The organism is Streptomyces sp. NPDC058646 (genome assembly GCF_042716875.1).
Lineage (GTDB): Bacteria > Actinomycetota > Actinomycetes > Streptomycetales > Streptomycetaceae > Streptomyces.
Genome location: NZ_JBHXRK010000030.1, coordinates 32,859 through 56,139 on the forward strand (window position 1 = coordinate 32,859; position 23,281 = coordinate 56,139).

Annotated in this window: 22 protein-coding genes; 12 read left to right on the forward strand and 10 right to left on the reverse strand. The window is 73.8% G+C overall.

Annotated elements, in window-relative coordinates; all coding sequences use genetic code 11:
* The first annotated feature begins 43 nt into the window (after positions 1-43).
* The gene (locus ACFWUZ_RS29690; RefSeq protein WP_384379573.1) at positions 44-1,066 is read left to right on the forward strand and encodes an ATP-binding cassette domain-containing protein; all 1,023 of its coding nucleotides are present in this window, start codon (positions 44-46) and stop codon (positions 1,064-1,066) included.
* Positions 1,063-1,923 (forward strand): ABC transporter permease, encoded by an 861-nt coding sequence (locus ACFWUZ_RS29695; protein ID WP_384379576.1) that lies wholly within the window; start codon positions 1,063-1,065, stop codon positions 1,921-1,923. The genes ACFWUZ_RS29690 and ACFWUZ_RS29695 overlap by 4 nt, the downstream gene beginning before the upstream one ends.
* Before the next feature lie 64 nt (positions 1,924-1,987).
* Here ACFWUZ_RS29695 and ACFWUZ_RS29700 read toward each other — a convergent pair whose 3' ends face one another.
* Positions 1,988-5,602 (reverse strand): BTAD domain-containing putative transcriptional regulator, encoded by a 3,615-nt coding sequence (locus ACFWUZ_RS29700; RefSeq protein WP_384379579.1) that lies wholly within the window; start codon positions 5,600-5,602, stop codon positions 1,988-1,990.
* Positions 5,603-5,675: 73 nt separating this feature from the next.
* On the opposite strand from ACFWUZ_RS29700, the gene ACFWUZ_RS29705 reads away from it, so the two are divergent.
* Positions 5,676-6,479 carry a site-2 protease family protein gene (locus tag ACFWUZ_RS29705; RefSeq protein ID WP_384379582.1) on the forward strand — a complete coding sequence of 268 codons (804 nt, stop codon included), beginning with the start codon at positions 5,676-5,678 and terminating at the stop codon, positions 6,477-6,479.
* A 16-nt stretch (positions 6,480-6,495) separates the two neighbouring features.
* Here the strand turns inward: ACFWUZ_RS29705 and ACFWUZ_RS29710 are convergent, their stop codons facing one another.
* The gene (locus ACFWUZ_RS29710) at positions 6,496-6,687 is read right to left on the reverse strand and encodes a hypothetical protein (RefSeq protein WP_384379585.1); all 192 of its coding nucleotides are present in this window, start codon (positions 6,685-6,687) and stop codon (positions 6,496-6,498) included.
* Between the two features lie 238 nt (positions 6,688-6,925).
* Here ACFWUZ_RS29710 and ACFWUZ_RS29715 point away from each other — a divergent pair, with 238 nt between their 5' ends.
* The gene (locus ACFWUZ_RS29715) at positions 6,926-8,980 is read left to right on the forward strand and encodes a TerD family protein (protein WP_384379588.1); all 2,055 of its coding nucleotides are present in this window, start codon (positions 6,926-6,928) and stop codon (positions 8,978-8,980) included.
* Between the two features lie 56 nt (positions 8,981-9,036).
* On the opposite strand, the gene npdG is transcribed toward ACFWUZ_RS29715, so the two are convergent.
* Entirely contained in the window at positions 9,037-9,756 is a 720-nt protein-coding gene (npdG, locus tag ACFWUZ_RS29720; protein ID WP_384379591.1) for an NADPH-dependent F420 reductase, read from the reverse strand.
* A gap of 115 nt (positions 9,757-9,871) precedes the next feature.
* Here npdG and ACFWUZ_RS29725 point away from each other — a divergent pair, with 115 nt between their 5' ends.
* Entirely contained in the window at positions 9,872-10,477 is a 606-nt protein-coding gene (locus ACFWUZ_RS29725) for a hypothetical protein (RefSeq protein ID WP_384379594.1), read from the forward strand.
* 9 nt (positions 10,478-10,486) lie between these two features.
* On the opposite strand, the gene ACFWUZ_RS29730 is transcribed toward ACFWUZ_RS29725, so the two are convergent.
* The gene (locus tag ACFWUZ_RS29730; RefSeq protein WP_384379597.1) at positions 10,487-10,723 is read right to left on the reverse strand and encodes a hypothetical protein; all 237 of its coding nucleotides are present in this window, start codon (positions 10,721-10,723) and stop codon (positions 10,487-10,489) included.
* 71 nt (positions 10,724-10,794) lie between these two features.
* On the opposite strand from ACFWUZ_RS29730, the gene map reads away from it, so the two are divergent.
* Positions 10,795-11,652: a type I methionyl aminopeptidase gene (gene map, locus ACFWUZ_RS29735; RefSeq protein WP_384379600.1), complete on the forward strand. Its 858-nt coding sequence runs from the start codon at positions 10,795-10,797 to the stop codon at positions 11,650-11,652.
* A 133-nt stretch (positions 11,653-11,785) separates the two neighbouring features.
* On the forward strand, positions 11,786-12,433 hold the full coding sequence (locus tag ACFWUZ_RS29740; RefSeq protein WP_384379603.1) for a heme oxygenase (biliverdin-producing): 648 nt from the start codon (positions 11,786-11,788) through the stop codon (positions 12,431-12,433).
* A gap of 59 nt (positions 12,434-12,492) precedes the next feature.
* Here the strand turns inward: ACFWUZ_RS29740 and ACFWUZ_RS29745 are convergent, their stop codons facing one another.
* The 3 genes from ACFWUZ_RS29745 to ACFWUZ_RS29755 form a co-directional block, all read right to left on the reverse strand.
* Complete coding sequence (locus ACFWUZ_RS29745) at positions 12,493-13,167, reverse strand: PhzF family phenazine biosynthesis protein (RefSeq protein ID WP_384379606.1); 675 nt, start codon at positions 13,165-13,167, stop codon at positions 12,493-12,495.
* Positions 13,168-13,499: 332 nt separating this feature from the next.
* Positions 13,500-14,378 (reverse strand): PhzF family phenazine biosynthesis protein, encoded by an 879-nt coding sequence (locus ACFWUZ_RS29750; protein WP_384379609.1) that lies wholly within the window; start codon positions 14,376-14,378, stop codon positions 13,500-13,502.
* A gap of 67 nt (positions 14,379-14,445) precedes the next feature.
* Complete coding sequence (locus ACFWUZ_RS29755) at positions 14,446-15,207, reverse strand: SDR family oxidoreductase (RefSeq protein WP_384379613.1); 762 nt, start codon at positions 15,205-15,207, stop codon at positions 14,446-14,448.
* A 108-nt stretch (positions 15,208-15,315) separates the two neighbouring features.
* Between ACFWUZ_RS29755 and ACFWUZ_RS29760 the strand changes: the two genes are divergently transcribed.
* Positions 15,316-16,668 (forward strand): Bcr/CflA family multidrug efflux MFS transporter, encoded by a 1,353-nt coding sequence (locus ACFWUZ_RS29760; protein ID WP_384379616.1) that lies wholly within the window; start codon positions 15,316-15,318, stop codon positions 16,666-16,668.
* Between the two features lie 9 nt (positions 16,669-16,677).
* A complete protein-coding gene (locus ACFWUZ_RS29765) occupies positions 16,678-17,682 on the forward strand; it encodes a small ribosomal subunit Rsm22 family protein (RefSeq protein ID WP_384379619.1) in 1,005 nt (334 codons plus the stop codon).
* Here ACFWUZ_RS29765 and ddaH read toward each other — a convergent pair whose 3' ends face one another.
* Positions 17,683-18,570, reverse strand: coding sequence for a dimethylargininase (gene ddaH, locus ACFWUZ_RS29770; RefSeq protein WP_384379737.1), 888 nt, complete (start codon positions 18,568-18,570; stop codon positions 17,683-17,685).
* Between the two features lie 78 nt (positions 18,571-18,648).
* On the opposite strand from ddaH, the gene ACFWUZ_RS29775 reads away from it, so the two are divergent.
* Entirely contained in the window at positions 18,649-19,260 is a 612-nt protein-coding gene (locus ACFWUZ_RS29775; RefSeq protein WP_384379622.1) for a TetR/AcrR family transcriptional regulator, read from the forward strand.
* A gap of 162 nt (positions 19,261-19,422) precedes the next feature.
* Positions 19,423-20,172 (forward strand): bifunctional DNA primase/polymerase, encoded by a 750-nt coding sequence (locus ACFWUZ_RS29780; RefSeq protein ID WP_384379625.1) that lies wholly within the window; start codon positions 19,423-19,425, stop codon positions 20,170-20,172.
* Between the two features lie 96 nt (positions 20,173-20,268).
* Here the strand turns inward: ACFWUZ_RS29780 and yaaA are convergent, their stop codons facing one another.
* On the reverse strand, positions 20,269-21,069 hold the full coding sequence (gene yaaA / locus ACFWUZ_RS29785; RefSeq protein ID WP_384379627.1) for a peroxide stress protein YaaA: 801 nt from the start codon (positions 21,067-21,069) through the stop codon (positions 20,269-20,271).
* 116 nt (positions 21,070-21,185) lie between these two features.
* On the opposite strand from yaaA, the gene ACFWUZ_RS29790 reads away from it, so the two are divergent.
* Complete coding sequence (locus ACFWUZ_RS29790; RefSeq protein WP_384379631.1) at positions 21,186-22,631, forward strand: RNB domain-containing ribonuclease; 1,446 nt, start codon at positions 21,186-21,188, stop codon at positions 22,629-22,631.
* A gap of 10 nt (positions 22,632-22,641) precedes the next feature.
* Here ACFWUZ_RS29790 and ACFWUZ_RS29795 read toward each other — a convergent pair whose 3' ends face one another.
* The gene (locus tag ACFWUZ_RS29795) at positions 22,642-23,256 is read right to left on the reverse strand and encodes a hypothetical protein (protein WP_384379634.1); all 615 of its coding nucleotides are present in this window, start codon (positions 23,254-23,256) and stop codon (positions 22,642-22,644) included.
* Positions 23,257-23,281 lie beyond the last annotated feature (25 nt).

Sequence of the window (23,281 nt, forward strand, 5' to 3'; positions counted from 1 at the left end):
ATGTCGGTCGGCTGTCGGTGGTTTGTCAGTGGCGGATGGTCCCATGGTGGGCATGACGCGAAACGACAAGAACCCCCACGCCGTAGAGGTACGGGGGCTGGTCAAGCACTACGGCGAGACCAAAGCCCTCGACGGTGTCGACCTGGACGTCCGCGAGGGCACCGTCCTCGGGGTCCTCGGGCCCAACGGCGCGGGCAAGACCACGCTGGTGCGCTGCCTGTCCACCCTGATCGTCCCGGACGCCGGGACGGCGCGGGTCGCGGGCTTCGACGTGGTCCGCCAGCCGCGGCAGCTGCGCCGCACGATAGGCCTCACCGGCCAGTACGCCTCGGTCGACGAGAAGCTCTCCGGCTGGGAGAACCTCTACATGATCGGCCGGCTGCTGGACCTGTCCCGCAAGGACGCCCGCCGCCGCGCGGACGAGATGCTGGAGCGGTTCTCCCTGACGGAGGCGGCGAAGAAGGCCGTCATGAACTACTCCGGGGGCATGCGGCGCCGGCTCGACCTCGCCGCCTCCCTGATCGGCAACCCGGCCGTCCTCTACCTGGACGAGCCGACCACCGGCCTGGACCCCCGTACCCGCAACGAGGTCTGGGACGAGGTGCAGCGGCTGGTCGCCGAGGGGGCCACCGTGCTGCTCACCACCCAGTACATGGAGGAGGCCGAGCAGCTCGCCGGCGAGCTGACGGTCATCGACCGCGGCAAGGTCATCGCCAACGGCAAGGTCGACGAGCTGAAGGCACGGGTCGGCGGCCGCACCCTGAAGATCCGCCCCGTGTCCGCCTCGGACCTGCCGGGCATGGCCCGTTCGCTGGCGGAGGCCGGTCTGGACGGCGTGGCCGGCTCCCAGGCCGTGCCCGACGAGGGCGTCCTGCTGGTCCCGATCCTGAGCGACGAGCAGCTGACCGCGGTGGTCGGCCTGCTGGCCGCCCGCGGGTACGCGATCGCCGACCTCGGCACCTACCTGCCCAGCCTCGACGAGGTGTTCCTGTCCATCACCGGACAGAAGCCCGCCTCCGTCGAGGACTCCGTCCCCACCGAGAAGACCGAGGAGGTCGCGGCATGAGCACCGGAACCACGACGAAGCCCAGCAACACCACCGTCACCGCGGCCTCCCCGGCCGCGCCCGCCGTGCCCTCCGGCGAGGGCCGGATCGGCCTGCGCGCCAACCTGCGGCACATCGGCGCCCTGGTGCGCCGCAACGCCCTGCAGATCAAGCAGGACCCCGAGTCGATGTTCGACGTCCTGTTCATGCCGATCATCTTCACGCTGCTGTTCGTGTTCGTCTTCGGCGGCGCGATCTCCGGCAAGGGCAACCAGGCGGACTACGTCAACTACGTGGTCCCGGGCCTGATGGCCATGATGGGCATGAACATCGCCATGGCGGTGGGCACCGGGGTCAACGACGACTTCAAGAAGGGCGTGATGGACCGCTTCCGGTCCATGCCCATCGCCCGGTCGTCGGTGCTCCTCGCCAAGATTGTCGTCGAGATCGGCCGCATGATGGTCGCCATCACGATCCTGCTCTGCGTGGGCTTCATGCTCGGCCTGTCGATCAAGGGCTCGGTCCTGGACCTGCTCTTCTCCATCGGCCTGTCCGCCGTCTTCGGCGCCTCGCTGATGTGGATCTTCATCCTGCTCGGTCTCACCATGAAGACCGCACAGGCCGTCCAGGGCATGGCGATGCTGGTCCTGATGCCGCTCCAGTTCGGCAGCTCGATCTTCGCCCCGCCGTCCACCATGCCGGGCTGGCTGCAGTCCTTCACGGACTACAACCCGCTGTCCAACCTGGCCGACGCCGCCCGCGCCCTGATCAACGGGACGCCGGTCGGCAACTCGGTGTGGATGACCCTGGCCTGGTCGCTCGCCATCACGGCGGTCACCATGCCGCTCGCCGTCCGCAAGTTCCGTCAGAAGACCTGATCCGGCCGGGGTCGGATCGGTCCGTTCGGATCGCGTCCCGGACGGGCCCCGGACCGGCCCCGGATCAGAACAGGGCGGTGGCCTCCTCCAGGGTGAGGCCGCCGCCCTCGGCGTACGCCGCCTCGTAGGCATCGTCGCCCAGCGCCGCCCGTGCCAGTTTCTCGGCGCGGGCGCTGTCCTCGCGTTCCGTCGTCACGGGGAAGTGCCCCGGCGGCAGGTGGGCCCGGTAGGCGCCGAGCAGCCGGGCCGCGTCGTACTCCCGGCGGGGGCCGCCGAGCGAGGCCAGGGACAGGGCGGCGGTCATCAGGTAGACCGCCGGCATCTGCGGGGCCACCAGCCGCGCCATCGGCTCGTCGACGGACACCATGGCCTGGCGCAGCTGTCCGAGCGCCTCCTCGTACCGGCCCTCCTGGTTGTCCAGCCAGGCCATCGTGCCGAGCAGGAAGCCGTCGAAGACGGCGAACGCACCGAAGGCGAACTCGTCGCGCAGGACCTGGAGCTGTGCGCGGGCCTCGGCGATCCGGCCGGTGCGGCCGAGGATCCCCGCGAGGAACAGCCGGGCGGCGGGCAGCGCCTCGTTGCCGTACCGCTGCACCGTCGCGGTGACCTCGGTGAGGATCCGCTCGGCCTCCTCGAACCGGCCGCTCTCGGTGAGCGTCCCGGACATCCGTACGCGCAGGACCGCCACCTGCGCCTTGGCGCCCAGGCGTTCGGCGTAGGCGATCGCCTCCCGGTAGTCCCGGGCGGCGGGGCCGTACTCACCGCGTTTCTCCCTGGACTCGGCGCGCGCCGACAGCGCCTCGGCGCAGCCCCAGGCGTCGCCGAGTTCACGGAAGAGGGCCAGGGACTCGTCGGCGTCGCGGGCGGCGTCGCCCGCCCAGTCGGCGCGGTTGGCGAGGACGTTGGCGCGGAGCTGGAGCGCGGAGGCCAGCTCCCAGCGGTAGCCCAGCGCGCGGGCGGTGGCGACGGTCTCGTCGACGACCAGCTGGAGCAGCCCCGGATCGCCGGCGATCATGACGGCGTAGATCCACAGGGAGCTGGGGGTGCGGCAGGTCTGCGGGAGTCCCGGCCGGTAGGCGGTGAGCACCCCGTCGACCAGGGCCCGGGCGTCCGGACTGTTCCAGGTCTCGTTGGTCTGGTCCCGGGAGGCCAGCTGGACCAGGTGGACGGCGCGCCAGGCCTCGGTGAGCAGCTCCCCCGAGTAGGGCGGCGGCGAGGCCACGAGCTGCTCGTAGACGGGTTCGGCGGGGGCCACGGGCGGGACGAACGGGTTGGGGCCGAGCGCGGCGGCGGCGGTGGACCAGTGCCGGGACTCGGCGCGCAGGTCGTGCATGTGCCAGTACCAGCCCAGGGAGTGGACGAGGCACAGCACTTCGCCGACGTCCCGGGCGGCGACGGCCCGGCGCAGGGCGGTACGGAGGTTCTCGTACTCGGTGGCGAGCCGGCGGGCGGCGGCCCGCTGGCCGTGGCCGCGGAGCAGGGGCTCGGTGGTGCGGGCGAGTTCGCGGTAATGGACGAGGTGGCGGTGCTCGGCGGCCGCGCGGTCGCCGTCGGCCTCGCCGAGGCGCTCGGCGGCGTACTCGGCGACGGTCTCGAGGAGGCGGTAGCGCATGCCGGAGCCGTCGGGGTCGGGGGCGGCGACCACGAGGGACTTGTCGACGAGGGAGCCGAGGGTGTCGGCGACGTCGTACGAGGCGTCCGCGCACACCTCCTCGGCGGCGGCGAGGTCGCAGCCGCCGGCGAAGACGGACAGGCGGCGCAGCACCCTGCGTTCGGCCTCGTCGAGCAGGTCCCAGGACCAGTCGACGACGGCCCGCAGGGTCTGCTGGCGGGGCAGGACCGTACGGGACCCGCTGGTCAGGAGGCGGAAGCGGTCGTCGAGCCGGTCGGCGATCTGGCGCGGGGTGAGCAGCCGCAGCCGGGCGGCGGCCAGCTCGATGGCGAGCGGCAGGCCGTCGAGGCGGCGGCAGATCTCGGTGGCGGCGGCCGGGTCGTCGGACGGGCTGAACCCGGGCCGGGCGGCGGCCCCGCGGTCCCCGAGGAGCCGGAGCGCGACCGGGTCGGGCAGCGGTTCCACCGGGCGCAGGGACTCCCCCGGCACGCCGAGGGGTTCGCGGCTGGTGGCCAGGATCTGGACGCCGGGGCAGTGCGTGAGGAGCCGGTCGGCGAGCGCGGCGGCCGCGCCGATGACGTGCTCGCAGTTGTCGAGGAGCAGCAGGAGCCGCAGCCGGGCGCAGTGCTCGGTGAGCCGGTCCAGGGGGTCGGACCCGGCGCGGTCGGTCAGGGCCCGCAGCTCCTCGGTGGAGGCGCCGCGCAGCTTGGTCTCGCGGGCGCCGAGCGCGGCGAGCGCGGCCTCGGCGACGTCGTCGGGATCGTCCACGGGAGCGAGTTCGACCAGCCACACCCCGTCCGGCCAGCCGGTTCCGGCGTGCGCCTCGGCGGCCTCCTGGGAGAGCCGGGTCTTGCCGGCCCCGCCGGGCCCGAGCAGGGTGACGAGCCGTGCCCGCGCCAGGTCGGCCCCGATGACCCGGATGTCGTCCTCCCGGCCGACGAAGGTGGTGAGCCGGGCCCTCAGGTTCCCCGGGCCGGGCGGTACGGGCCGGGCCCCGTACCAGTCCCCCGGCGCCGGGGCCGCCTGCGCGCGGCCGGCACCCGCCGCGGGCGGGGTCGGGGGTGCGGTCGGGGGCGCCGCGGCCGCGTAACCGGGCCTGATCGCGCGGGCGTCCCCGGAGCCGGGCGCGGGCGCGGCACCCGGCCCGGGTCCGGACCCGGGCGCCGGCCCGGCAGCCCGGGCGGGACGGGGAGCCTGCGCGGGAGCGGACCCGGAAGCGGGAGCGGACCCGGAAGCAGGGGCGGACCCGGAAGCAGGGGTGGACCCGCGCGCCGTCCCCGACCCCGGGGCGGTCCCGCGCGCCGGCGCGTACCCGGACGCGGGAGCGGTCCCCGGCGCGGGCTCCGGCGGCGGGGACAGCAGCTCGGCGTGCAGGGCGCGCAGGGCCGGGCCGGGATCCGCGCCCAGGCGGTCGGCCAGGTCCCGCCGGACGGTGTCGTAGGCGGCCAGCGCCTCCGCCGGACGCCCGGCGTCACGCAGCGCCCTGATGCGCAGGGCCTGCAGGGGCTCGTCCAACGGCTGGCGCGCGCACAGCGCGGTCAGCTCCGGCAGCGCGCCCTCCGCCCGGCCCAGGGCCAGGGCCGCGGCGAGCCGGCCCCTGCGGGCGTCGTCCCGCACGGCCTCCCAGCGCGCGGACTCCGCGGCCGGGTCGGGGAGGTCGGCGAGGGCGGGGCCGCGCCACAGGGCGAGTGCCTCCTCGTACCGGTCGGCGGCCTCGGCGGGGTCTCCCCCGGCCAGGGCCGCGCCGCCGGCCTGGGCGAGGCGTTCGAAACGGAACAGGTCGACGTCCTCGCGCTCGGCGGCGAGCAGGTAGCCGCCCTCCGCGGAGCGCACGGCCGCCCGCCCCAGGGCCCTGCGCAGCCGGGCGACGAGCGCCTGCAGGGCGGCCACCGCGTCGGTGGGCGGATCCCCGTCCCACACCTCGGCGACGAGCAGGTGCGCGGGGACCGCCCGGCCGGGCCGCAGTGCGAGCGCCGTCAGGAGCGCGCGCAGGCGTGCTCCGCCGACGGCGACGGGACTCCCGTCGTCGCGGACGGCCTGGGTGGTGCCGAGGATCGTGTAACGCACCGGCCCATTGTCCCCGGACCGGGTCCCGGACCCGACCCCATTTATGCCGGGCCGCCGGGATAGGTTTCGCCGCATGGGTCATCAGGGCAGCCGCGGCGAGCGGCGCATCAGTTCGGTATTCCTCGGCATCGTGGCCGTCATGGCGGTCACCGGCTGGGCCGTGTGGACCGGGTACTCGACGAGCACGGGGCTCGCCGTGTTCCTCTTCGTGACCTCGGCCTGGATCGTCTCGCTCTGCCTGCACGAGTACGCGCACGCGCGCACCGCCCTGCACGGCGGCGACATCAGCGTCGGCGCCAAGGGCTACCTGACGCTGAACCCGCTGAAGTACACGCACGCGCTGCTCAGCATCGTCCTGCCGGTGGTCTTCGTGATCCTGGGCGGACTCGGCCTGCCGGGCGGGGCCGTGTACATCGAGCGCGACCGGATCCGGGGCCGCTGGAAGCACAGCCTGGTCTCGGCGGCGGGCCCGCTGACCAACGTCCTCTTCGCCGCCGTCTGCACGGCCCCGTTCTGGCTGGACGCCCTGGACGGGGTGCCGGGCCCGTTCCGCCTGGCCCTCGCGTTCCTGGCGCTGCTCCAGGTGTCGGCGGCGATCCTGAACTTCCTGCCGGTGCCCGGCCTGGACGGCTACGGCGTGATCGAGCCCTGGCTGTCGTACGGGGTCCGCCGCCAGGTGGAGCCGCTGGCGCCGTTCGGCCTGATCGCCGTCTTCGCGCTGCTGTGGATCCCCGGCGTGAACCGCTTCTTCTTCGACGTGGTCTACGGCCTGCTGGGCTCCCTCGGCGTCACCGAGCTGGAGGCCTACTGCGGCCGCGAGCTGTACAGCTTCTGGCGCGGGGACGGCGGCTACTTCTGCGCGGTACCCCAGCCGTAGGCGGGGCCCCGGCGGGTCAGGGGGCCTGGCGGGCGGCGGCCGCCTTGTCGGCCTTCGCCTTGCGCAGGTAGTACCAGGCCATGTTGGACGTGACACCGGCCAGCAGCACCCAGACGATGCCGAGGAAGCTGCCCTCCACGAAGGCGACGGCGGCGGCGGCCAGGGCGAGGACGCAGCAGACGATGGCGAAGACGGCAAGGCGGGGCATGGAAGAAGCTCCTCGGGCACGCTGAACGGGGTGAAGCCCCTCCAGTGTCCCCCATGCCCCGCAGTGCTCCCGTAAGGAACCGCTCCCCGCACGGCAGCACGCTCTTTCCGCCTTCACCTGATCTTTCGTCCGGTCCGGCGCTACGGTTCGCCGGGAGACGCGCCCCGCCTACGCGCGTCAGAACGGCTGCCCGGCCCGCTCGGCCCGTGAGGGACGACGCCGGGCGAGTGGGGGGACGATGCAGGAGATCTCAAAAGGCGCCAACGTCAGCCTGACCGCCCTGAGCGAGGACATCGGTGCGGTCGTCGTCAGCCTCGGCTGGAGCAGCGCCTCCGGAGCCGGCGATGCCGACGTCTCCGTGCTGCTGCTGGACCAGGACGGCAAGATCCGCAGCGAGAACGACTTCTACTTCTACAACCATCCGGCTGCCGCCGACGGGAGCGTGCAGCTCCTGGGCAAGACGCCGACGGACAGTGGCGACGAGGACCGCATCAGCGTGGACCTGACCGCGGTCCCGCAGGACGTCGCCAGGATCGTGGTGGCGGCCAGCCAGTACGGCGGCGCACGGTTCGGCGACCTGGACGACCTGCGGATGACGGTCGCGGACCGGTCGGGCCAGCCGCTCGTCGGGTACTCCATCGACGATGCGGGCGTGGAGACGGCGTTCATCTTCGGCGAGCTGTACCGCAGGGGTGACGACTGGAAGTTCCGTGCCGTCGGGCAGGGGTACGAGACCGGTCTGGCCGGCCTGGCCACCGACTTCGGCATCGCCGTGGTCGAGGAGGCCGACGAGCCCGCCCCGGAGCCGGCGCAGGAGCACGCCGCCGTGGCCGGTCCGGACCCGGCCGCCGCCCCCGTCGCACCCGACACGGCGGCGGCCGGCGGAACGGAGCGGCCGGCCGCCGGAACCCCGGACGCCGGCGACGGCGCCGCGGGAACCGCCGCGACCCCTGCGGTGCCGGCCCAGACACGCGGCCGGGGTACCCGGACGACCAAGAAGAAGATCACCCTTCCCAGGGTGGCCAGGAAGTCCCTCGCCGAGAACGACACCTGGCGCCCGGCCCGGCTGTTCCCCGTACCGTCCCTCAAGAGCGACAGGGAACGCGAAGTACGGGCGACGTCGGTGCTGTTGTCGGTCATGGAACAGGTCCCGGAGCTGGGCCGCCGGCTCACGGCGGCCTTCGGCGCCCCCGCCGGCCGTATGCAGACCTTCGCCGAGGTCTCCCTGCCCCACGGCGACACCCCGAAGCGACCGGACGGCGTGATCCGCGTGGAACGCGCGGGGAAGCTGTGGACGGCGCTCGTGGAGACCAAGACGAACGGCAATCCGCTCAAGGCCGAGCAGGTCCAGCAGTACATGGACATCGCCGCGCGCCGCGGCTACGAGGCCGTGATCACGCTCTCCAACGACGTGGAACTCGAAGGCGCGCCCATGGTGGAAGTCAAGATCGACGGGCGGCGCAAGCACAAGGTCAGCCTGTGGCACCTGCCGTGGGCCGAGGTGGCCCACCAGGCCCAGATGCTGATCCGCCACGAGGGCGTGGGCAACGCCGCGCACGCCTGGCTCCTCCAGGAACTGCTGGAGTACCTCCAGCACGAGAACTCGGGGTGCCACGGTTTCCAGAACATGGGCCCCGCCTGGGTCCCCGTGCGCAAGGGCATCGAGGACGAGATCCTGAGCACCGGCGACCCCCGCGCCGTCGACGTCGTGGAGAGCTGGGAGCGGCTCGTCCGCCAGGTCTGCCTGCGGCTCGGCGGGGAGCTGGGGCAGAAGGTCCTGCCGGTGCAGCGCTCCCGGCGCGGAAGCGATCCGCGGGCGCGCCGCGTCACGGCGGCCGAGGCCCTGTGCCTGCAGGGCAGGCTCTCGGCGGAGCTGCGCATCGACGGGACCAGCGGCGTCATCGCCGTGACCGCCGATCTGCGGACGGGGAAGGTGCGCACCTCCGTCGACGTGCCGGCCCCGGAGGGCTCCTCTCCGCTGGCCACGGTGAAGCGGCTGGTACGGATGCTCGGCGAAGCCCCGGCCGATCTGCACGTGGAGAGCCTGGTGGACGGGGAGAACGGGCCGCGCGGCACCCTGGCGCGGCTGCGGCCCGAGCCGGGCGATCTGCTGCCCGGAAGCGGAGCCCCGGTGAACGGATTCCGGCTGTCCCTGATCAAGGGCATGGGCAGTACCCGCGGCAACGCGGAATCCGGGTTCATCCGCAGCGTCGACGATGCCGTGGACCGCTTCTACCACGGGGTGGTGGCGCACCTGGGCGCCGCTGAGGGGCGGGCCGGGCGGAAGGGGTAGAGGGGGGGTGGTGTCCGGCGGCCGGGCCGTGGGGCCGGGCCGCCGGGCGGGGTGGATCAGACGTCGGTGACGCGCAGGCCCGCGTGGGCCTTGTACCGGCGGTTGGTGGAGATGAGGTTGGCGACCAGGGACTCCACCTGGTGGGCGTTGCGCAGGCGGCCGGCGAAGACTCCGCGCATGCCGGGGATGCGGGCGGCGAGGGCCTGGACGAGGTCCGTGTCCGCGCGGGACTCGCCGAGGACCATCACGTCGGTGTCGATCTCGTCGATCGACTCGTCCTGGAGCAGGACCGCCGAGAGGTGGTGGAAGGCCGCGGTGACGCGGGAGTCGGGGAGCAGGGCCGCGGCCTGCTGGGCCGCGCTGCCCTCCTCGACCTGGAGGGCGTAGGCGCCCTGCTTGTCGAAGCCCAGCGGGTTGACGCAGTCCACGACGAGCTTGCCCGCGAGGTCCTCGCGCAGCGCTTCGAGGGTCTTGGCGTGGCCCTCCCAGGGCACGGCGATGATCACGATATCGCTGCGGCGCGCGCAGTCTGCGTTGTCCGCGCCTTCCACGCCGAGGCCCAGTTCCTCCGCGGCGCCGCGGGCGCGGTCCGCCGCACGGGAGCCGATGATCACCTTCTGGCCGGCCCGGGCGAGCCGGTAGGCCAGGCCGCGGCCCTGGTCGCCGGTGCCGCCGAGGACGCCGACGACGAGGCCGGAGACGTCCGGAAGGTCCCACGGGTCCTTGGCCGGCGCCTTGGTGGCCGGCGGCGTCTGATTGCTGTCTGTGGAGGTCATGGGGGCGAGGGTAACCCCGGGACCGGAAGGTTCGAACGGCCGTCTGCCGGCCCGGGCGCAGCGCGGTGCGGGCAAGCGGCCCCCTTATGTCCCTTCCATGGTGCAGGATGCCGATATGGATGCCGTGAGGGTCGCGCTGCTGCGCGAGGTGCTCGCCGGTACGCAGTGGCCGGGTGCCGCTCGCCGCTTCGCGGGCGCGCTGCGGCGCTCCGTCGTGCCGGCCGGGGGAAATCTGCTGCTGGTGGGGACGGCGCAGTACGAGCCCTGGCACCTGGCGGCGCACCTGGTGGACGAGGCCGCCTGGTCGGGGCGGCCGGAGCTGGCTCCCACCCTGGTGCGCCACCACGTGCGGCCCGGTGAGCCGCCGCACCTGTCGGTGGGGCTGGGCCGGCTGGCGGCGGCCCGGCGCGGGCACACGCTGCTGGTGGTGGCGCCGGAGCGGCCCGGGGAGGGCCTGCTGGAACGGGTCCACGACGCGCGGCGGGCGGGGGCGACCGTCCTGTCCCTGGACGGCGGCGACCCGGAGCTGGGCACGCTGGCGCACGACGCGCTGTCGGTGGCGGACACCGCGGCCGAGCTGGACCTGGACACGGTGCAGCACCTGGTCAGCGCCGCGGCCGGGGAGAACGGCCTGCCGGCGCAGCGCGGGCCGCGCCGGTTCCGGGACCGCCTGGCGCGGCTGGCCGACCAGTTGACCGTGCCGCCGCCCAGCCGCTGGTAGCGGGCACCGTCACGGGGCTGCGCCGTCGCCCTCCTCGCGGGACTTGTCGTTCCACTTGGGGTCGTTCTGCCATTCGAGGTTGCGTTCCTGCGCCGTCTCCATGGCGTGGGAGGCCTCCTCGCGCGACTCGTACGGGCCGAAACGGTCCTTCGCCGGACAGTCGGGGCCTTCCTCGACCTTCTGGTGGACGAGGCAGTAGTACCACTCGCCCGCTTTGCCCACCTGGCGCTTCTTGAACAGGGCCATCGCTGTCAGTCCCCTCTCGATGCCGTCTCTGCCGCCATGCTGCCCCATCCCCGCTGGATACACTCGCTTGCATGTCTGGCCAGTCGCTGCTCGTACCAGGCGAGCTTTCTCCCGCCCGTTCCGTTCCCGGAAACATCCGCCGGCCCGAGTACGTGGGCAAGCCCGCGCCCACTCCCTACACCGGGCCGGAGGTGCAGTCGGCCGAGACCATCGAGGCGATGCGCGTCGCCGGCCGGATCGCCGCCCAGGCGATGGAAGAGGCCGCCAAGCTCATCGCCCCGGGGGTGACCACCGACGAGCTGGACCGGGTCGCCCACGCGTACATGTGCGATCACGGCGCCTACCCGTCGACCCTCGGCTACCGGGGCTTCCCGAAGTCCCTGTGCTCCTCGGTGAACGAGGTGATCTGCCACGGGATCCCCGACTCGACCGTCCTGCGCGACGGCGACATCGTGAACCTCGACGTGACCGCCTACATCGGCGGCGTGCACGGCGACAACAACGCCACGTACCTGTGCGGGGACGTGGACGAGGAGTCGCGGCTGCTGGTGGAGCGCACCCGCGAGGCGCTGAACCGGGCCATCAAGGCCGTCAAGCCGGGCCGCCAGATCAACATCATCGGCCGGGTCATCGAGTCGTACGCGAAGCGTTTCGGCTACGGCGTGGTCCGGGACTTCACCGGGCACGGCATCAATTCCTCCTTCCACTCCGGCCTGATCGTCCCGCACTACGACAGCCCCCACGCGACCACGGTCATCGAGCCCGGGATGACCTTCACCATCGAGCCGATGCTGACCCTGGGCACCCACGAGTACGACATGTGGGCGGACGGCTGGACGGTCGTCACGAAGGACCGCAAGCGCACCGCGCAGTTCGAGCACACGTTGGTGGTGACGGACAGCGGGGCGGAGATCCTGACCCTGCCGTAGCCCGTCCGGGTCAGGGCCGGATTCTTTTACCGACAGAACGTCGGGAACACATTGACTTAGGTATGCCTAAGAAGGAGGATCAGGTGTGGCGGCGGTGCCGCCGCGCCTGTCTCCTCTTCTTCGGAGGTCCGCCTTGGACGCCTTCTCCACGGTCATCCGCGTCGCTTCGCACGAGCAGCACACCGAGGCGGAGACGTCGACCTTCATGAGCGACCTGCTCGGCGGCCGCCTCGGCGTGGACGCCTACACGCGCTACACCGAACAGCTGTGGTTCGTGTACCGGGCCCTGGAGGACGCGGCCGGATCCCTCAAGGACGACCCGGTGGCGGGGCCGTTCATCCGGCCGGAGCTGATGCGCGTCGCCGAGATCGAGCGCGACCTCGAACACCTGCTGGGCCCGTCCTGGCGCGAGACGGTCGCGGCGCTGCCCTCGACCGAGGCCTACGCCGCCCGCGTGGCCGAGTGCGCGGCCCGGTGGCCGGGCGGGTACGTCGCCCACCACTACACCCGCTACCTGGGCGACCTGTCCGGCGGCCAGATCATCCGGGACAAGGCCGAGCGCACCTGGGGCTTCGAGCGCAAGGGCGACGGCGTCCGCTTCTACGTCTTCGCGGACATCTCCAACCCGGCGGCCTTCAAGCGGACGTACCGCGAGCTGCTCGACGCGATCGCCGCGGACGACCTGGAGAAGCAGCGCATCATCGACGAGTGCAAGCGCGCCTTCGACTTCAACGGCGCGGTCTTCCGCGAGCTGGGCGAGCAGTTCCCGCTCAGCGCGTAGCCCTGCGGGGCCGCCCGCACGACACCACGGGAGGGCCGGCCCGGGGCACCGGTCCCGCCTTACGGGGTTTCCCGGCCCGGGCCCGCCGGGGCGAAGCGGACACGGCCGCCCACCTCGACCGTGCCGTCGGGCCCGGGCGCGGTGAGGATCTGCGAGCCCGCGCCCTGGATGATGTTCAGGGCGCGGTTCAGCTGGGCCGTCAGCAGGACCGCCGCCGAACCGGTGGCCTCGTCCTCGGCCACGGCCCCGTCCGGGCGGCGCGGGAAACCGCGGGCCCGTACCCGGCCCGCCGCCTCGTCCTCCCAGGCCCAGGCGTACAGCCAGCCCTCGCCCGGGGGCGGGGCGGGCAGCGCCTCGACCTCGGCGGGACTCGCGTACTGCTCCGTGCGCTTGTCCTCGACCCACTCGGCGCGGACCGTGATCCAGGTGAACTCCCCGTCGTCGCGCGCCCATACGGACCCGGCCGGCGGCCGGAGCTCCTCGATGTCCAGCAGCCAGGCGACCCCGACCAGCGGATGTCCCGCGAAGGACATCCGCGTGCCGGGGGTTCGGATGTCGACGACCCCGCGCTCGGGGTCGTCGACGAACACCGTCTCGCTGTAGCCGAGTTCGGCGGCGAGCCGCTGCCGGGACGCGTCGTCCGGGCAGGTCCGGCCGTCGCGCACGACACCGAGCAGGTTGCCGAACCGGCCGTCACCCGCGCAGAAGACCTTGAGGACGTCTAGATCGTTCACGCGGGAATTGAAGCACGGCTCAGACCGGGCCGTGCGATGCCTGCGCGCGAGGAACACGGCACCGGTGGCGGCGAGGTTCCCCCGACGGAACCGCCGACGGAACCGGCGCCCGAGCCGCCCGCGGGTCCGCCGCCCGCGGGGAGGGTGGCGTCCTTGCCGCGGCCACCGGGAAGGCGAGCGTGCCGAGGGCGTCGCCGGCCCTGTCCATCGAGCCGGTGGCGTGGTTCACGAAAACCGCCGTGCCCTGCGCGGTGAAGGCCGTCGGGACCGCGTCGAGGGCCGGCAGGCGAATTCCGCAGGGAGCGCCGCCCGCGCGTACGCCAGGACCCGCATCAGGGGATCCGTACACCCTCGCCGGACACCCGCACCCGCGGGTCCCCGGCGCGCAGTTCCACGGTCAGCACCCCCGGGCGGCCCAGGTCCTCGCCCTGGTGGAGGGTGAGCACGGCGTCCGCCGGGACCAGGCCCAGCTCGCGGGCGTAGGCGCCGAAGGCGGCCGCCGCGGCCCCCGTGGCCGGGTCCTCGACGACACCGCCGACCGGGAAGGGGTCCCGTACGTGGAACAGCGCCGGGCCCGCCCGGTGCACCAGCTGGACCGTGGTCAGGTCGAGGCGCCGCATCAGCGTCTCCAGCCGGGCGAAGTCGTAGGCGAGGTCCGCGAGCCGGGCCCGCCTGCCCGCGCCGAGCACCAGGTGCCGGGCTCCGGCGTAGGCGATCCGCGGCGGGAACGCCGGGTCCAGGTCCGCCGCCGGCCAGTCCAGCGCGGCCAGCGCCTCTGCGAGGTCGGCGGCGCCGATCTCCTCGACGTGCGGGACGACGCTGGTCAGGGTGGCCCGCAGGCGGCCCTCGACGGCCGTGACGGACACCGGTACGGTCCCGGCCCGCGTCTCGAAGACCAGCTCCCCGGCGCCGGTCCGCTCGGCCAGCGCCACGGCCGCGGCGACGGTGGCGTGGCCGCAGAACGGCACCTCGGCCTTGGGGCTGAAGTACCGCACGGTGAAGCCGCGCCCGGCCTCCGCGACCGCTCCCGCGGGCGGGGCGGCCGCGGTCGGGGCCGTCAGGAAGGCCGTCTCGCTGTAGCCCAGCGCGGCGGCGATCCCCAGCATCGCCCCGTCGTCCAGCCCGGCCGCGTCGAGCACGACACCGGCGGGGTTGCCTCCGTCCGGATCGGCGGAGAAGGCGGCGTAGCGCAGTACCTCGGCAGCGGTCATGCGTTCATGATCGGCGACGCCCCCGCGCCGGAGCAACGGGGCCGGGCGACCGGGTCCGGGATCCGGCTCAGCCGCGGCCGACGTACGGCATGGCCGTCGCCATCACCGTCGCGAACTGCACGTTCGCCTCCAGCGGGAGCTCCGCCATGTGCAGGACCGTGCGCGCCACGTCGGCGGCGTCCATCACCGGCTCGACCGCCAGCCGGCCGTCGGCCTGGAGGATGCCGGTCTGCATCCGCTCGGTCATCTCGGTCGCCGCGTTGCCGATGTCGATCTGGCCGCAGGCGATCCGGTACGGCCGGCCGTCCAGCGACAGGGACTTCGTCAGGCCGGTCATCGCGTGCTTGGTGGCGGTGTAGGCGATGGAGTGGGGGCGCGGCACGTGCGCGGAGATGGAGCCGTTGTTGATGATGCGGCCGCCCTGCGGGTCCTGCTCCTTCATCTGCCGGAAGGCCGCCTGCGCGCACAGGAAGGCACCGGTCAGGTTGACGTCGACGACCGAGCGCCAGGCCTCGTAGGTGATGTCCTCCAGCGGGACCCCGCCCGGCCCGAAGGTGCCCGCGTTGTTGAAGAGCAGGTCCAGGCGCCCGTACCGCTCGCGTACGGCGGCGAAGAGCGCGGCCACGTCCTGCGGGGCGCTCACGTCCGCGGGGACGGCCAGCACGTCCGCGTCCGCTCCGGCCGCCCGGGCCGTCTCCTCCAGGGGCTCGGGGCGGCGGCCCGCCACGGTCACCGCCCAGCCGGCCCCGGCCAGGGCGAGGGCCACGGAGCGGCCGATCCCGGAGCCGGCACCGGTCACCACAGCGGTCTTCTTCACACGTGCGTCCATGGGGCGGCAGGGTACGTCACACCGCGCATCGGGTACCGGACGTTCCGACAGCTGAGAGCATGGGCCGGTCAGGGGTTCGCGAGAAGGACGAGAAGAGTGGAGACCCGCATGCCGGAGAGAGCCCCAGCGACGACCCCCTCGGACGCGTCGTCGCCCGCATCGCCCTCCGCCTCCCCGACGGCCGGGACACCTCGGACAGCCCGGCCGGCCCAGGGTGCGGCCGCGGCTCCCCCGGCGGCGGCCCGCCGCACGGGCCTGCTCGTCATCTTCATGCTGGGCGGGCTCACGGCCCTGCCGCCGCTGTCCATGGACATGTACCTCCCGGCCCTGCCGGAGGTCACCAACGCCCTGAACAGCCCGGCCGCGACCGTCCAGCTCACCCTGACCGCCTGCCTGGCCGGCATGGCCCTGGGCCAGCTCGTGATCGGTCCGATGAGTGACCGGTGGGGCCGGCGCACCCCCCTGCTCGCCGGCATGGTCGTCTACGTCCTCGCCACCGCGATATGCGCCTTCGCCCCGACCGCCGAGCTGCTGATCGCCTTCCGCCTGCTCCAGGGCCTGGCCGGCGCGGCCGCGATCGTCATCGCGCGGGCCGTCGTGCGCGACCTGTACGACGGGGTCGAGATGGCCCGCTTCTTCTCCACCCTGATGCTGGTCTCCGGAACCGCCCCGATCATCGCCCCGCTCATCGGCGGCCAGGTGCTGCGCTTCTCCGACTGGCGGGGCGTCTTCGTCGTCCTGACCGGTGTCGGCGCCCTGCTGACCCTGCTGGTCTGGCGGCGGCTCGACGAGACGCTGCCGCCCGAGCGGCGGCACACCGGCGGGGTGGGCGCGGCGCTGCGCACCATGCGCGGGCTGCTCGGCGACCGCGTCTTCGCCGGGTACACGCTGGCCGGCGGGTTCGCCTTCGCCGCGCTCTTCGCCTACATATCGGCCTCGCCGTTCGTGATCCAGGAGATCTACGGGGCCTCCCCGCAGGCCTTCAGCCTGCTGTTCGGGCTCAACTCCGTCGGCCTGATCGCCGTGGGCCAGGTCAACGGCAAGCTGCTCGTGGGCCGGGTCGGCCTCGACAAGGTCCTGGCCGCCGGGCTCGCGGTCGCGGGGGCCTCCTCGGTGGTCCTGCTGCTGATGTCCACCGGGGTGTTCGGTGAGGTCGGGCTGTTCCCCGTGGCCGCCGCCCTGTTCGTGCTGATGTCCTCGATGGGCGTGATCCTGCCGAACACCAACGCCCAGGCGCTGATGCGCACCCCGCACGCCGCCGGGTCGGCCTCCGCGCTGCTCGGCACGGCCTCCTTCCTGGTCGGTGCCGTCGCCTCGCCGCTGGTCGGCATCGCCGGCGAGGACACGGCCGTGCCGATGGCCGTGGTCCAGCTGGTGTGCGCGGTGCTCGCGGCGGCCTGCTTCCTCGGGATGTGCCGCCCGTGGCGCGACCGGGAGCCGGCGGCTCCGGCCGCGCCGTAAACTTCGCAGGTGAACGCCTCCGCCCCCACCCCCACCTCCGCCGAGACCCTCCGCACCGCGCTGGGCGGACTGCTCGGCGGGATCCCCCCGAAGCAGGCCTCGGCCGCCGTCGAGCGGCTCATCGCCAGCTACCGGGGCCGGACCCCGACCGACGCTCCCGTGCTGCGCGACCGCTCCGACGTGGCGGCGTACGCGGCGTACCGGATGCCGGCCACCTTCGAGGCGGTGCGGTCCGCCCTGGACGGCCTCGCGGAGGCCGCGCCGGGCTGGGTACCGGGCTCGCACGTGGACGTCGGCGGCGGGACCGGCGCGGCGACCTGGGCGGTGGACGCCACCTGGGACGGGCCGCGGCCGACCACGGTGCTGGACTGGGCCGAGCCGGCCCTGGCCCTGGGCAAGGAGCTGGCGGCGGCCTCCACCTCGCCGGCGCTGCGCGGGGCGGACTGGCGGCGGACCGTGATCGGGGCCGGGATGGCGCTCCCCGAAGCCGACCTGGTGACGGTCTCGTACGTGCTGGGAGAGCTGACGGCGCAGGCGCGCACGGCGGTCGTCGCCGAGGCGGCGCGGGCCGGGCAGGCCGTCGTACTGATCGAGCCGGGCACCCCGGAGGGCTACCTCCGCATCCGTGAGGCCCGCGAGCAGCTGATCGCGGCCGGGCTGCGGGTGGCCGCGCCCTGCCCGCACGACGGGGCCTGCCCGATCGAGGTCGGGCAGGACTGGTGCCACTTCTCGGCGCGGGTGAGCCGGTCCTCGCTGCACCGGCAGGTCAAGGGCGGCTCCCTGCCGTACGAGGACGAGAAGTTCAGCTACGTCGCCGCGACACGCTTCCCGGTGGAACCGGCCGCCTCCCGGATCACGCGGAGGCCGCAGATCCGGAAGGGGCTGGTCCTGCTGGAGCTGTGCGGTCCCGAGGCGGAGGGCCTGACCCGGGCCACCGTGACCAAGCGCCACGGTGACCTGTACAAGGCGGCGCGGGACGCCGACTGGGGTCAGGCCTGGCCGCCGGCCGAGTAGTTACGGCCGCAGCTCCTGGGTGCAGCACTTGACGCTGCCGCCGCCCTTGAGCAGTTCTCCCAGGTCCATGGGGACCGGTTCGAACCCGCGGGCGCGCAGCGGTTCCAGCAGCCCGGTCGCGGCCTGCGGCAGCACCACGTGCCGGCCGTCGGAGACCGCGTTGAGCCCGAGGGCCGCCGCGTCCTCGGCGGTGGCGATCAGGGCGTCCGGGAAGAGCCGCCGCAGCACGGCCCGACTGCCCGGTGAGAAGGCCTGCGGGTAGTACATGACCTCGTCGCCGTCGAGGACGCTGAGGGCCGTGTCCAGGTGGTAGTAGCGCGGGTCCACCAGGTCGAGGCCGATGACCGGGCGGCCGAAGAACTCCTGGGCCTCGTCGTGCGAGAGCGGGCTGGAGCGGAAGCCGCGGCCCGCCAGCAGGTAGCTGGCGGTGACGGCGAAGTCTCCCTCGCCCTCGTTGATGTGGGCGGGCTCGTGGATGTCCTGGAAGCCGTGGGAGCGGAACCATTCGAGGTGGAGCTCGGCCTCGGCGGCCCGTTCCGGGTGGGCGAAGCGGGCTCCGAGCACCCGGCCGTCGACGACCAGCGCCCCGTTGGCCGCGAAGACCATGTCGGGCAGTGCGGGATCGGGGACGAGGGTCTCGACGGTGTGACCGAGGGCGCGGTAGCGGTCCCGCAGGTCTTCCCATTGGGCGTGTGCGAGGGGCAGGTCCACCGGTTTCGTGGGGTCCATCCACGGGTTGATGGAGTACGTGACCCTGAAGTGTGCGGGTGGGCACATCAGGTAGCGCCGGGGTGTGGCGTCTCTGCGCAAAGAAGGCTCCTCACGACTTGCACGACGTGCATGGCTTTGCGGCTCATGCCGGTGTGGACAGAATCGTCTCTCCTCCAGGATGACGGCGCAGTGCACTGATGGGGTGGTTTACGGAAGAAGTCGAAGACGATACGTCTCGTTTGATATCTTGGAAGGATGACCAAGTCCCCTGACGCCACCCGCCGCAGCGACCGTTCCCGCCGCGCCATCCTCGACGCGGCGCTCGCCCTCGTCGGGGAGGTCGGCTACAACAAGCTCACCATCGAGGCCATCGCCGCCCGCGCGGGCGTGGGCAAGCAGACCATCTACCGCTGGTGGCCCTCCAAGGCCGCGGTCCTCCTCGACGCCTCGCTGGCGCTCGCCGGGGAGGCGGAGACGGACGGCGGCTGGACCGGCTTCCCCGACACCGGAGACCTCGCGGCCGACCTGAAGCACGTGCTGCGGGCGACCGTCGACGAGTTCAACGACGAGAAGTACGAGGCCCCCGCCCGCGCCCTGACGGCAGCTGGTGCGACCGATCCCGAGCTGGGCGCCCGCTTCACCGAGCAGCTGCTGGAGCCGCAGCTCGCCCTGTACGAGGCACGGCTGCGCACCGCGCGGGAGGCCGGCCAGCTCTCGCCCGACGCCGATCTGCGGGTGACCGTCGAGATGCTGGTCGGACCGCTGACCCACCGCTGGCTGCTGCGGACGGCCCCGCTCACCCACGGCTTCGTGGACGCACTGGTGGACCAGGTGCTCGGCGGAGTGTCGAACGTCACCGGCAGGTAGCCACCGACGGCAAGCCGAGAACATGTGCACTAATTCTATGGTTATGTGGGCCTTGCAGGCCCCCCATGCCCAGCCCCCCGGTTGAGGAGACCGGTCACCCGGGGCGCAGGATGGTGGGACCATGTGAGGGTCTGCCGGGGCAACGGTGAGGTGAGGGGATAGATGGGGTCTGAATCCGGCCGCGTCAAACGCGGCGAGCAGAGCAGGATTTCCCAGTGGCTGCGCCGGCGGCAGAAACCCACCGCCGAAGACCCCGGCCAGGAGCGCGAGGCGCTGCTCCTGGCCGTCGCCGCCGCCGGTCTGCCGCTCGCCCCCGCCGCCCATCCCGCCGGCTACCGATGTTCGTGCGACCGGATCGGCTGTCCGACGCCCGCACGGCATCCCCTCTCCTTCGCCTGGCAGACCCAGTCGACCACCGACCGCGCACAGGTCGAGCGCTGGGCGCGCAACCAGCCCCAGGCCAACTTCATCACGGCCACCGGCATGGTCCACGACGTACTGGACGTCCCGCTGGAAGCCGGACTCGCCGCGCTGGAGCGCCTGCTGGAGGCCGGCATCGAGGTAGGTCCCGTCGCCGAGTCGGGCGGTACGGGCGAACAGGCCCGGATGCTCTTCTTCACCGCCACCCGCGGCACCCCCGAGGACGAGGACGAGTGGTGGCCGTGCGAACTGGACTGCCACCCCGAGACGATGGACGAGCACCCGGGCCTGCGCTGGCACTGCCGCGGCAGCTACGTCCTGGTCCCCCCGGCCGCCCTGCCCGGTGAGCAGGCGGTGACCTGGCGCCGCGGCATGGAACACCCCCTGCCGGACCCCCTCACCCTGCTGGAAACCCTCACCGACGCCTGCGCCCGGTACGCGGGCACCACCGCCCAGACCCCGGCCGCGGTGGCCTGGCCCCTGGGCCGATAGCCCGCCGGGACCCGGCGCCGGGTCCCGGGCGGAGGCCCGGGAAACGGAGGGAGGGGGGCAGCTCCGCGCGGCGGTCCCTCCCCCGCCCCGTACGCCTCAGTGGATCCGGGTGACGACCACGTCGAGGGACCAGGCCTTGCCGGCCTTCGCGGGCGGCTCGGCCTCGACGACGTAGCCCAGGTCCCGCAGGGCCGTGACCAGTTCCGCGGGCCCGGCGGGCACGGCCCCGGCCGACAGCAGGTCGCGGACCATCCGCCCCTTCGTCGCCTTGTTGAAGTGGCTCACCACCGACCGCTTCTCCACCCCGTCGACGACCTGCGCGTGCAGCACCCGCACGGTCGCGGTCCGCCCCGCCACCTCCCCCTTCGGCTTCCACGCCGAGGCGTACGCCGACGAACGCAGGTCCAGCACCAGCCCCTCCCCCGCCGCGCCCGGCATCACCTCGGCCATCGGCCCGCGCCAGTACGCGCCGAGCGCCCCGAGCCCGGGCAGCTTCACGCCCATCGAGCAGCGGTAGGACGGGATCGGGTCGGTGATCCGCACGGCGCCCCACAGGCCCGAGAAGACCAGCAGCGCGTCCTCGGCGAGCTTGCGGGCCGCCGGGGTCAGGTCGGCGAGGCCCAGGGCGTCGTACAGGACACCGGTGTAGATCTCACCCGCCGGACGGGCCGCCGCCGAGCGGAGTTCCACGTTCTTGGCGACCTCGCCCCGCAGCCCCTCGCTCAGGCCCAGCACCTCGCGCGCCGCCGCTTCGTCGCCCGCGCACAGCTCGACCAGCTCCTCCAGGACCGCCGCACGCGCCGCGGCCAGACCGGGCAGGGACAGCGCCTCCGGCTTCAGCGGTGCGCCGGAGCCGCCGGCGGCCTTTCCCTCGGACGGCGGCAGCAGCACGAGCACGGTGGTTCTCCTTCGGTACGACACGGCGCAGGGGATGCGGCCCCCGAGCCAGGGTAGACGGCCCGCCGCCCACCGCTCGCCGTGCCGCCCGGGCCCGCCGCCTCTACGCTCGACCCATGCCACGCCGCCCTATGCACATGACCGGCGCAGACGGGGCTGCCCTGCGGGCGGCGCTGCGCGACCTGCGGACCAGGCTGGGCGTGCCGGACGGGTTCCCGGCGGAGGTGCTCGCCGAGGCCGAGCGGGCCGTCCGGGAGCCGCGCCTGCCCGGCGTCGACGCGACCGGCATCCCCCTGTTCACCGTCGACCCCCCGGGCTCCGTCGACCTCGACCAGGCCATGCACCTCGCCCGACGCCCCGGCGGGGCCGGCTACCGCGTGCACTACGCCATCGCCGACGTCGCCGCCTTCGTCACCCCGGGCGGCCCGCTCGACGCGGAGGCCCACCGCCGGGTCGCCACCCTGTACTTCCCCGACAGGAAGGTCCCGCTGCACCCGGCCGTGCTCTCGGAGGGCGCGGCCAGCCTGCTCCCCGACCAGACCTGCCCCGCGCTGCTGTGGCGCCTCGACCTGGACGCGGACGGCCGGGTGGAGACCGCGGAGGTCCACCGGGCCCTGGTCCGCAGCCGGGCACGACTCGACTACGAAGGCGTCCAGAAGGCCGTCGACACCGGCACGGCCGAGGAGCCGGTGGCCCTGCTGAAGGACGTCGGCCGGCTGCGCGAAGCCCTGGAGCGGGAGCGCGGCGGCATCTCCCTGAACGTGCCCGAGCAGGAGGTCGTCGAGCACGACGGCCGCTACTCCCTGGCGTACCGCGCCCCGCTCCCCGCGGACGGCTGGAACGCGCAGGTCTCCCTGATGACCGGCATGGTCGCCGCCGACCTCATGCTCGCCTCCGGGACCGGCATCCTGCGCACCCTGCCCACCGCCCCCGACGGCGCCGTCGGCCGGCTCCGGCGGACGGCCAGGGCCCTGGGGATCGACTGGCCGCACCACGTCCCGTACGCCGAACTCGTACGCTCCCTCGACCCGCACCGCCCCGCCCACGCCGCCTTCCTCCAGGAGTGCACGGCCCTGCTGCGCGGCGCGGGCTACACCTCCTTCACCGGCGGCGAGACCCCGGACCCGGCGATCCACGCCGCGGTGGCCGCCCCGTACGCGCACTGCACCGCGCCCCTGCGCCGGCTCGTCGACCGGTACACGGGCGAGCTGTGCGTGGCGGCCGTGGCGGGGGCCGAGCCGCCGCGGTGGGCGGTGTCCGCACTGGCGGAGCTGCCGCGCGGGATGGCGGCGGGCACCCGGCTGGCCAACACGGTCGAGCGGGAGTGCGTGGACCTGGTGGAGGCCGCCCTGCTGAAGGACCGCGTCGGGGAGACCTTCGAGGGCACGGTGATCGACGTGAAGGAGCGGGAGCCGCTGGTGGGGACGGTCCACCTGGCAGAGCCCGCCGTGGTCGGCCGGGTGGAGTCCGCCGCGCGGGAGCTGCCGCTGGGCGAGCGCGTCCGGGTCCGGCTGACGCAGGCGGACCCGGGTACGTCGAAGATCCTCTTCGTCCTGGCCTGAGGCCCGGGACTCAGACGGGCTGCCTCAGCGCGGCGACCAGCGCGCGCGGATCGTCGGCGTGGAAGCGGACGGTCCGGGCCTCGCCCCGGGCCCCGAGCGGCCGGACGAAGGCCACGGGGCGGTTCAGCTCCAGGGTCACCGTGGTCTGGCTGCCCACGATCAGGTCGAGGACCCCGTCCCCGGAGACGGTGACCAGCCGGCCTTCCGGGTAGCGGCGGTCGACCCGGACCGAGGCCACCGCGTCCGGCGGGACGGTGAGGTCGAAGAGGGCCCCGTAGCGGATCCGCAGCGAGCCGTCAGGGCGGACCACGTGGGGCCGGGTGACGCAGGCCGCGTGCATCGCGAGGACGATGAGGATCCCGTACACGTCGAGCACCAGCAGCACGCGGTGGACGGCCGGCCAGGGAATGAGCAGGGCCAGCGCGACCGTCTCGACCACCGAGACGAAGAGCATGCCGTACATCATGGCCGTCTGCGGTCCGGTGTACCCGGCGGCGAGGTCGCCCCGGCGCACCCCGTGCGTACGGCGCAGGGCCCACCGGCCGAGGGAGGCGGTGGCCCGCAGCTCGTGCCGCACCAGCCGCCGCACCTGCACCGGCAGCACCCGGCGCACCCCCTTCCGCATCCGCGTCCCGTTCCTCCCCGGCCCG

What these genes read in the sequence shown, in the direction of transcription:
- ACFWUZ_RS29690 (WP_384379573.1), top strand. Translation starts at nt 44, where the DNA reads ATGGTGGGCATGACGCGAAACGACAAGAACCCCCACGCCGTAGAGGTA.
- ACFWUZ_RS29695 (WP_384379576.1), top strand. Translation starts at nt 1,063, where the DNA reads ATGAGCACCGGAACCACGACGAAGCCCAGCAACACCACCGTCACCGCG.
- ACFWUZ_RS29705 (WP_384379582.1), top strand. Translation starts at nt 5,676, where the DNA reads ATGGGTCATCAGGGCAGCCGCGGCGAGCGGCGCATCAGTTCGGTATTC.
- ACFWUZ_RS29710 (WP_384379585.1), bottom strand. Translation starts at nt 6,687, where the DNA reads ATGCCCCGCCTTGCCGTCTTCGCCATCGTCTGCTGCGTCCTCGCCCTG.
- ACFWUZ_RS29715 (WP_384379588.1), top strand. Translation starts at nt 6,926, where the DNA reads ATGCAGGAGATCTCAAAAGGCGCCAACGTCAGCCTGACCGCCCTGAGC.
- npdG (WP_384379591.1), bottom strand. Translation starts at nt 9,756, where the DNA reads ATGACCTCCACAGACAGCAATCAGACGCCGCCGGCCACCAAGGCGCCG.
- ACFWUZ_RS29725 (WP_384379594.1), top strand. Translation starts at nt 9,872, where the DNA reads ATGGATGCCGTGAGGGTCGCGCTGCTGCGCGAGGTGCTCGCCGGTACG.
- ACFWUZ_RS29730 (WP_384379597.1), bottom strand. Translation starts at nt 10,723, where the DNA reads ATGGCCCTGTTCAAGAAGCGCCAGGTGGGCAAAGCGGGCGAGTGGTAC.
- map (WP_384379600.1), top strand. Translation starts at nt 10,795, where the DNA reads ATGTCTGGCCAGTCGCTGCTCGTACCAGGCGAGCTTTCTCCCGCCCGT.
- ACFWUZ_RS29750 (WP_384379609.1), bottom strand. Translation starts at nt 14,378, where the DNA reads ATGACCGCTGCCGAGGTACTGCGCTACGCCGCCTTCTCCGCCGATCCG.
- ACFWUZ_RS29755 (WP_384379613.1), bottom strand. Translation starts at nt 15,207, where the DNA reads ATGGACGCACGTGTGAAGAAGACCGCTGTGGTGACCGGTGCCGGCTCC.
- ACFWUZ_RS29760 (WP_384379616.1), top strand. Translation starts at nt 15,316, where the DNA reads ATGCCGGAGAGAGCCCCAGCGACGACCCCCTCGGACGCGTCGTCGCCC.
- ACFWUZ_RS29775 (WP_384379622.1), top strand. Translation starts at nt 18,649, where the DNA reads ATGACCAAGTCCCCTGACGCCACCCGCCGCAGCGACCGTTCCCGCCGC.
- ACFWUZ_RS29780 (WP_384379625.1), top strand. Translation starts at nt 19,423, where the DNA reads ATGGGGTCTGAATCCGGCCGCGTCAAACGCGGCGAGCAGAGCAGGATT.
- ACFWUZ_RS29790 (WP_384379631.1), top strand. Translation starts at nt 21,186, where the DNA reads ATGCCACGCCGCCCTATGCACATGACCGGCGCAGACGGGGCTGCCCTG.
- ACFWUZ_RS29795 (WP_384379634.1), bottom strand. Translation starts at nt 23,256, where the DNA reads ATGCGGAAGGGGGTGCGCCGGGTGCTGCCGGTGCAGGTGCGGCGGCTG.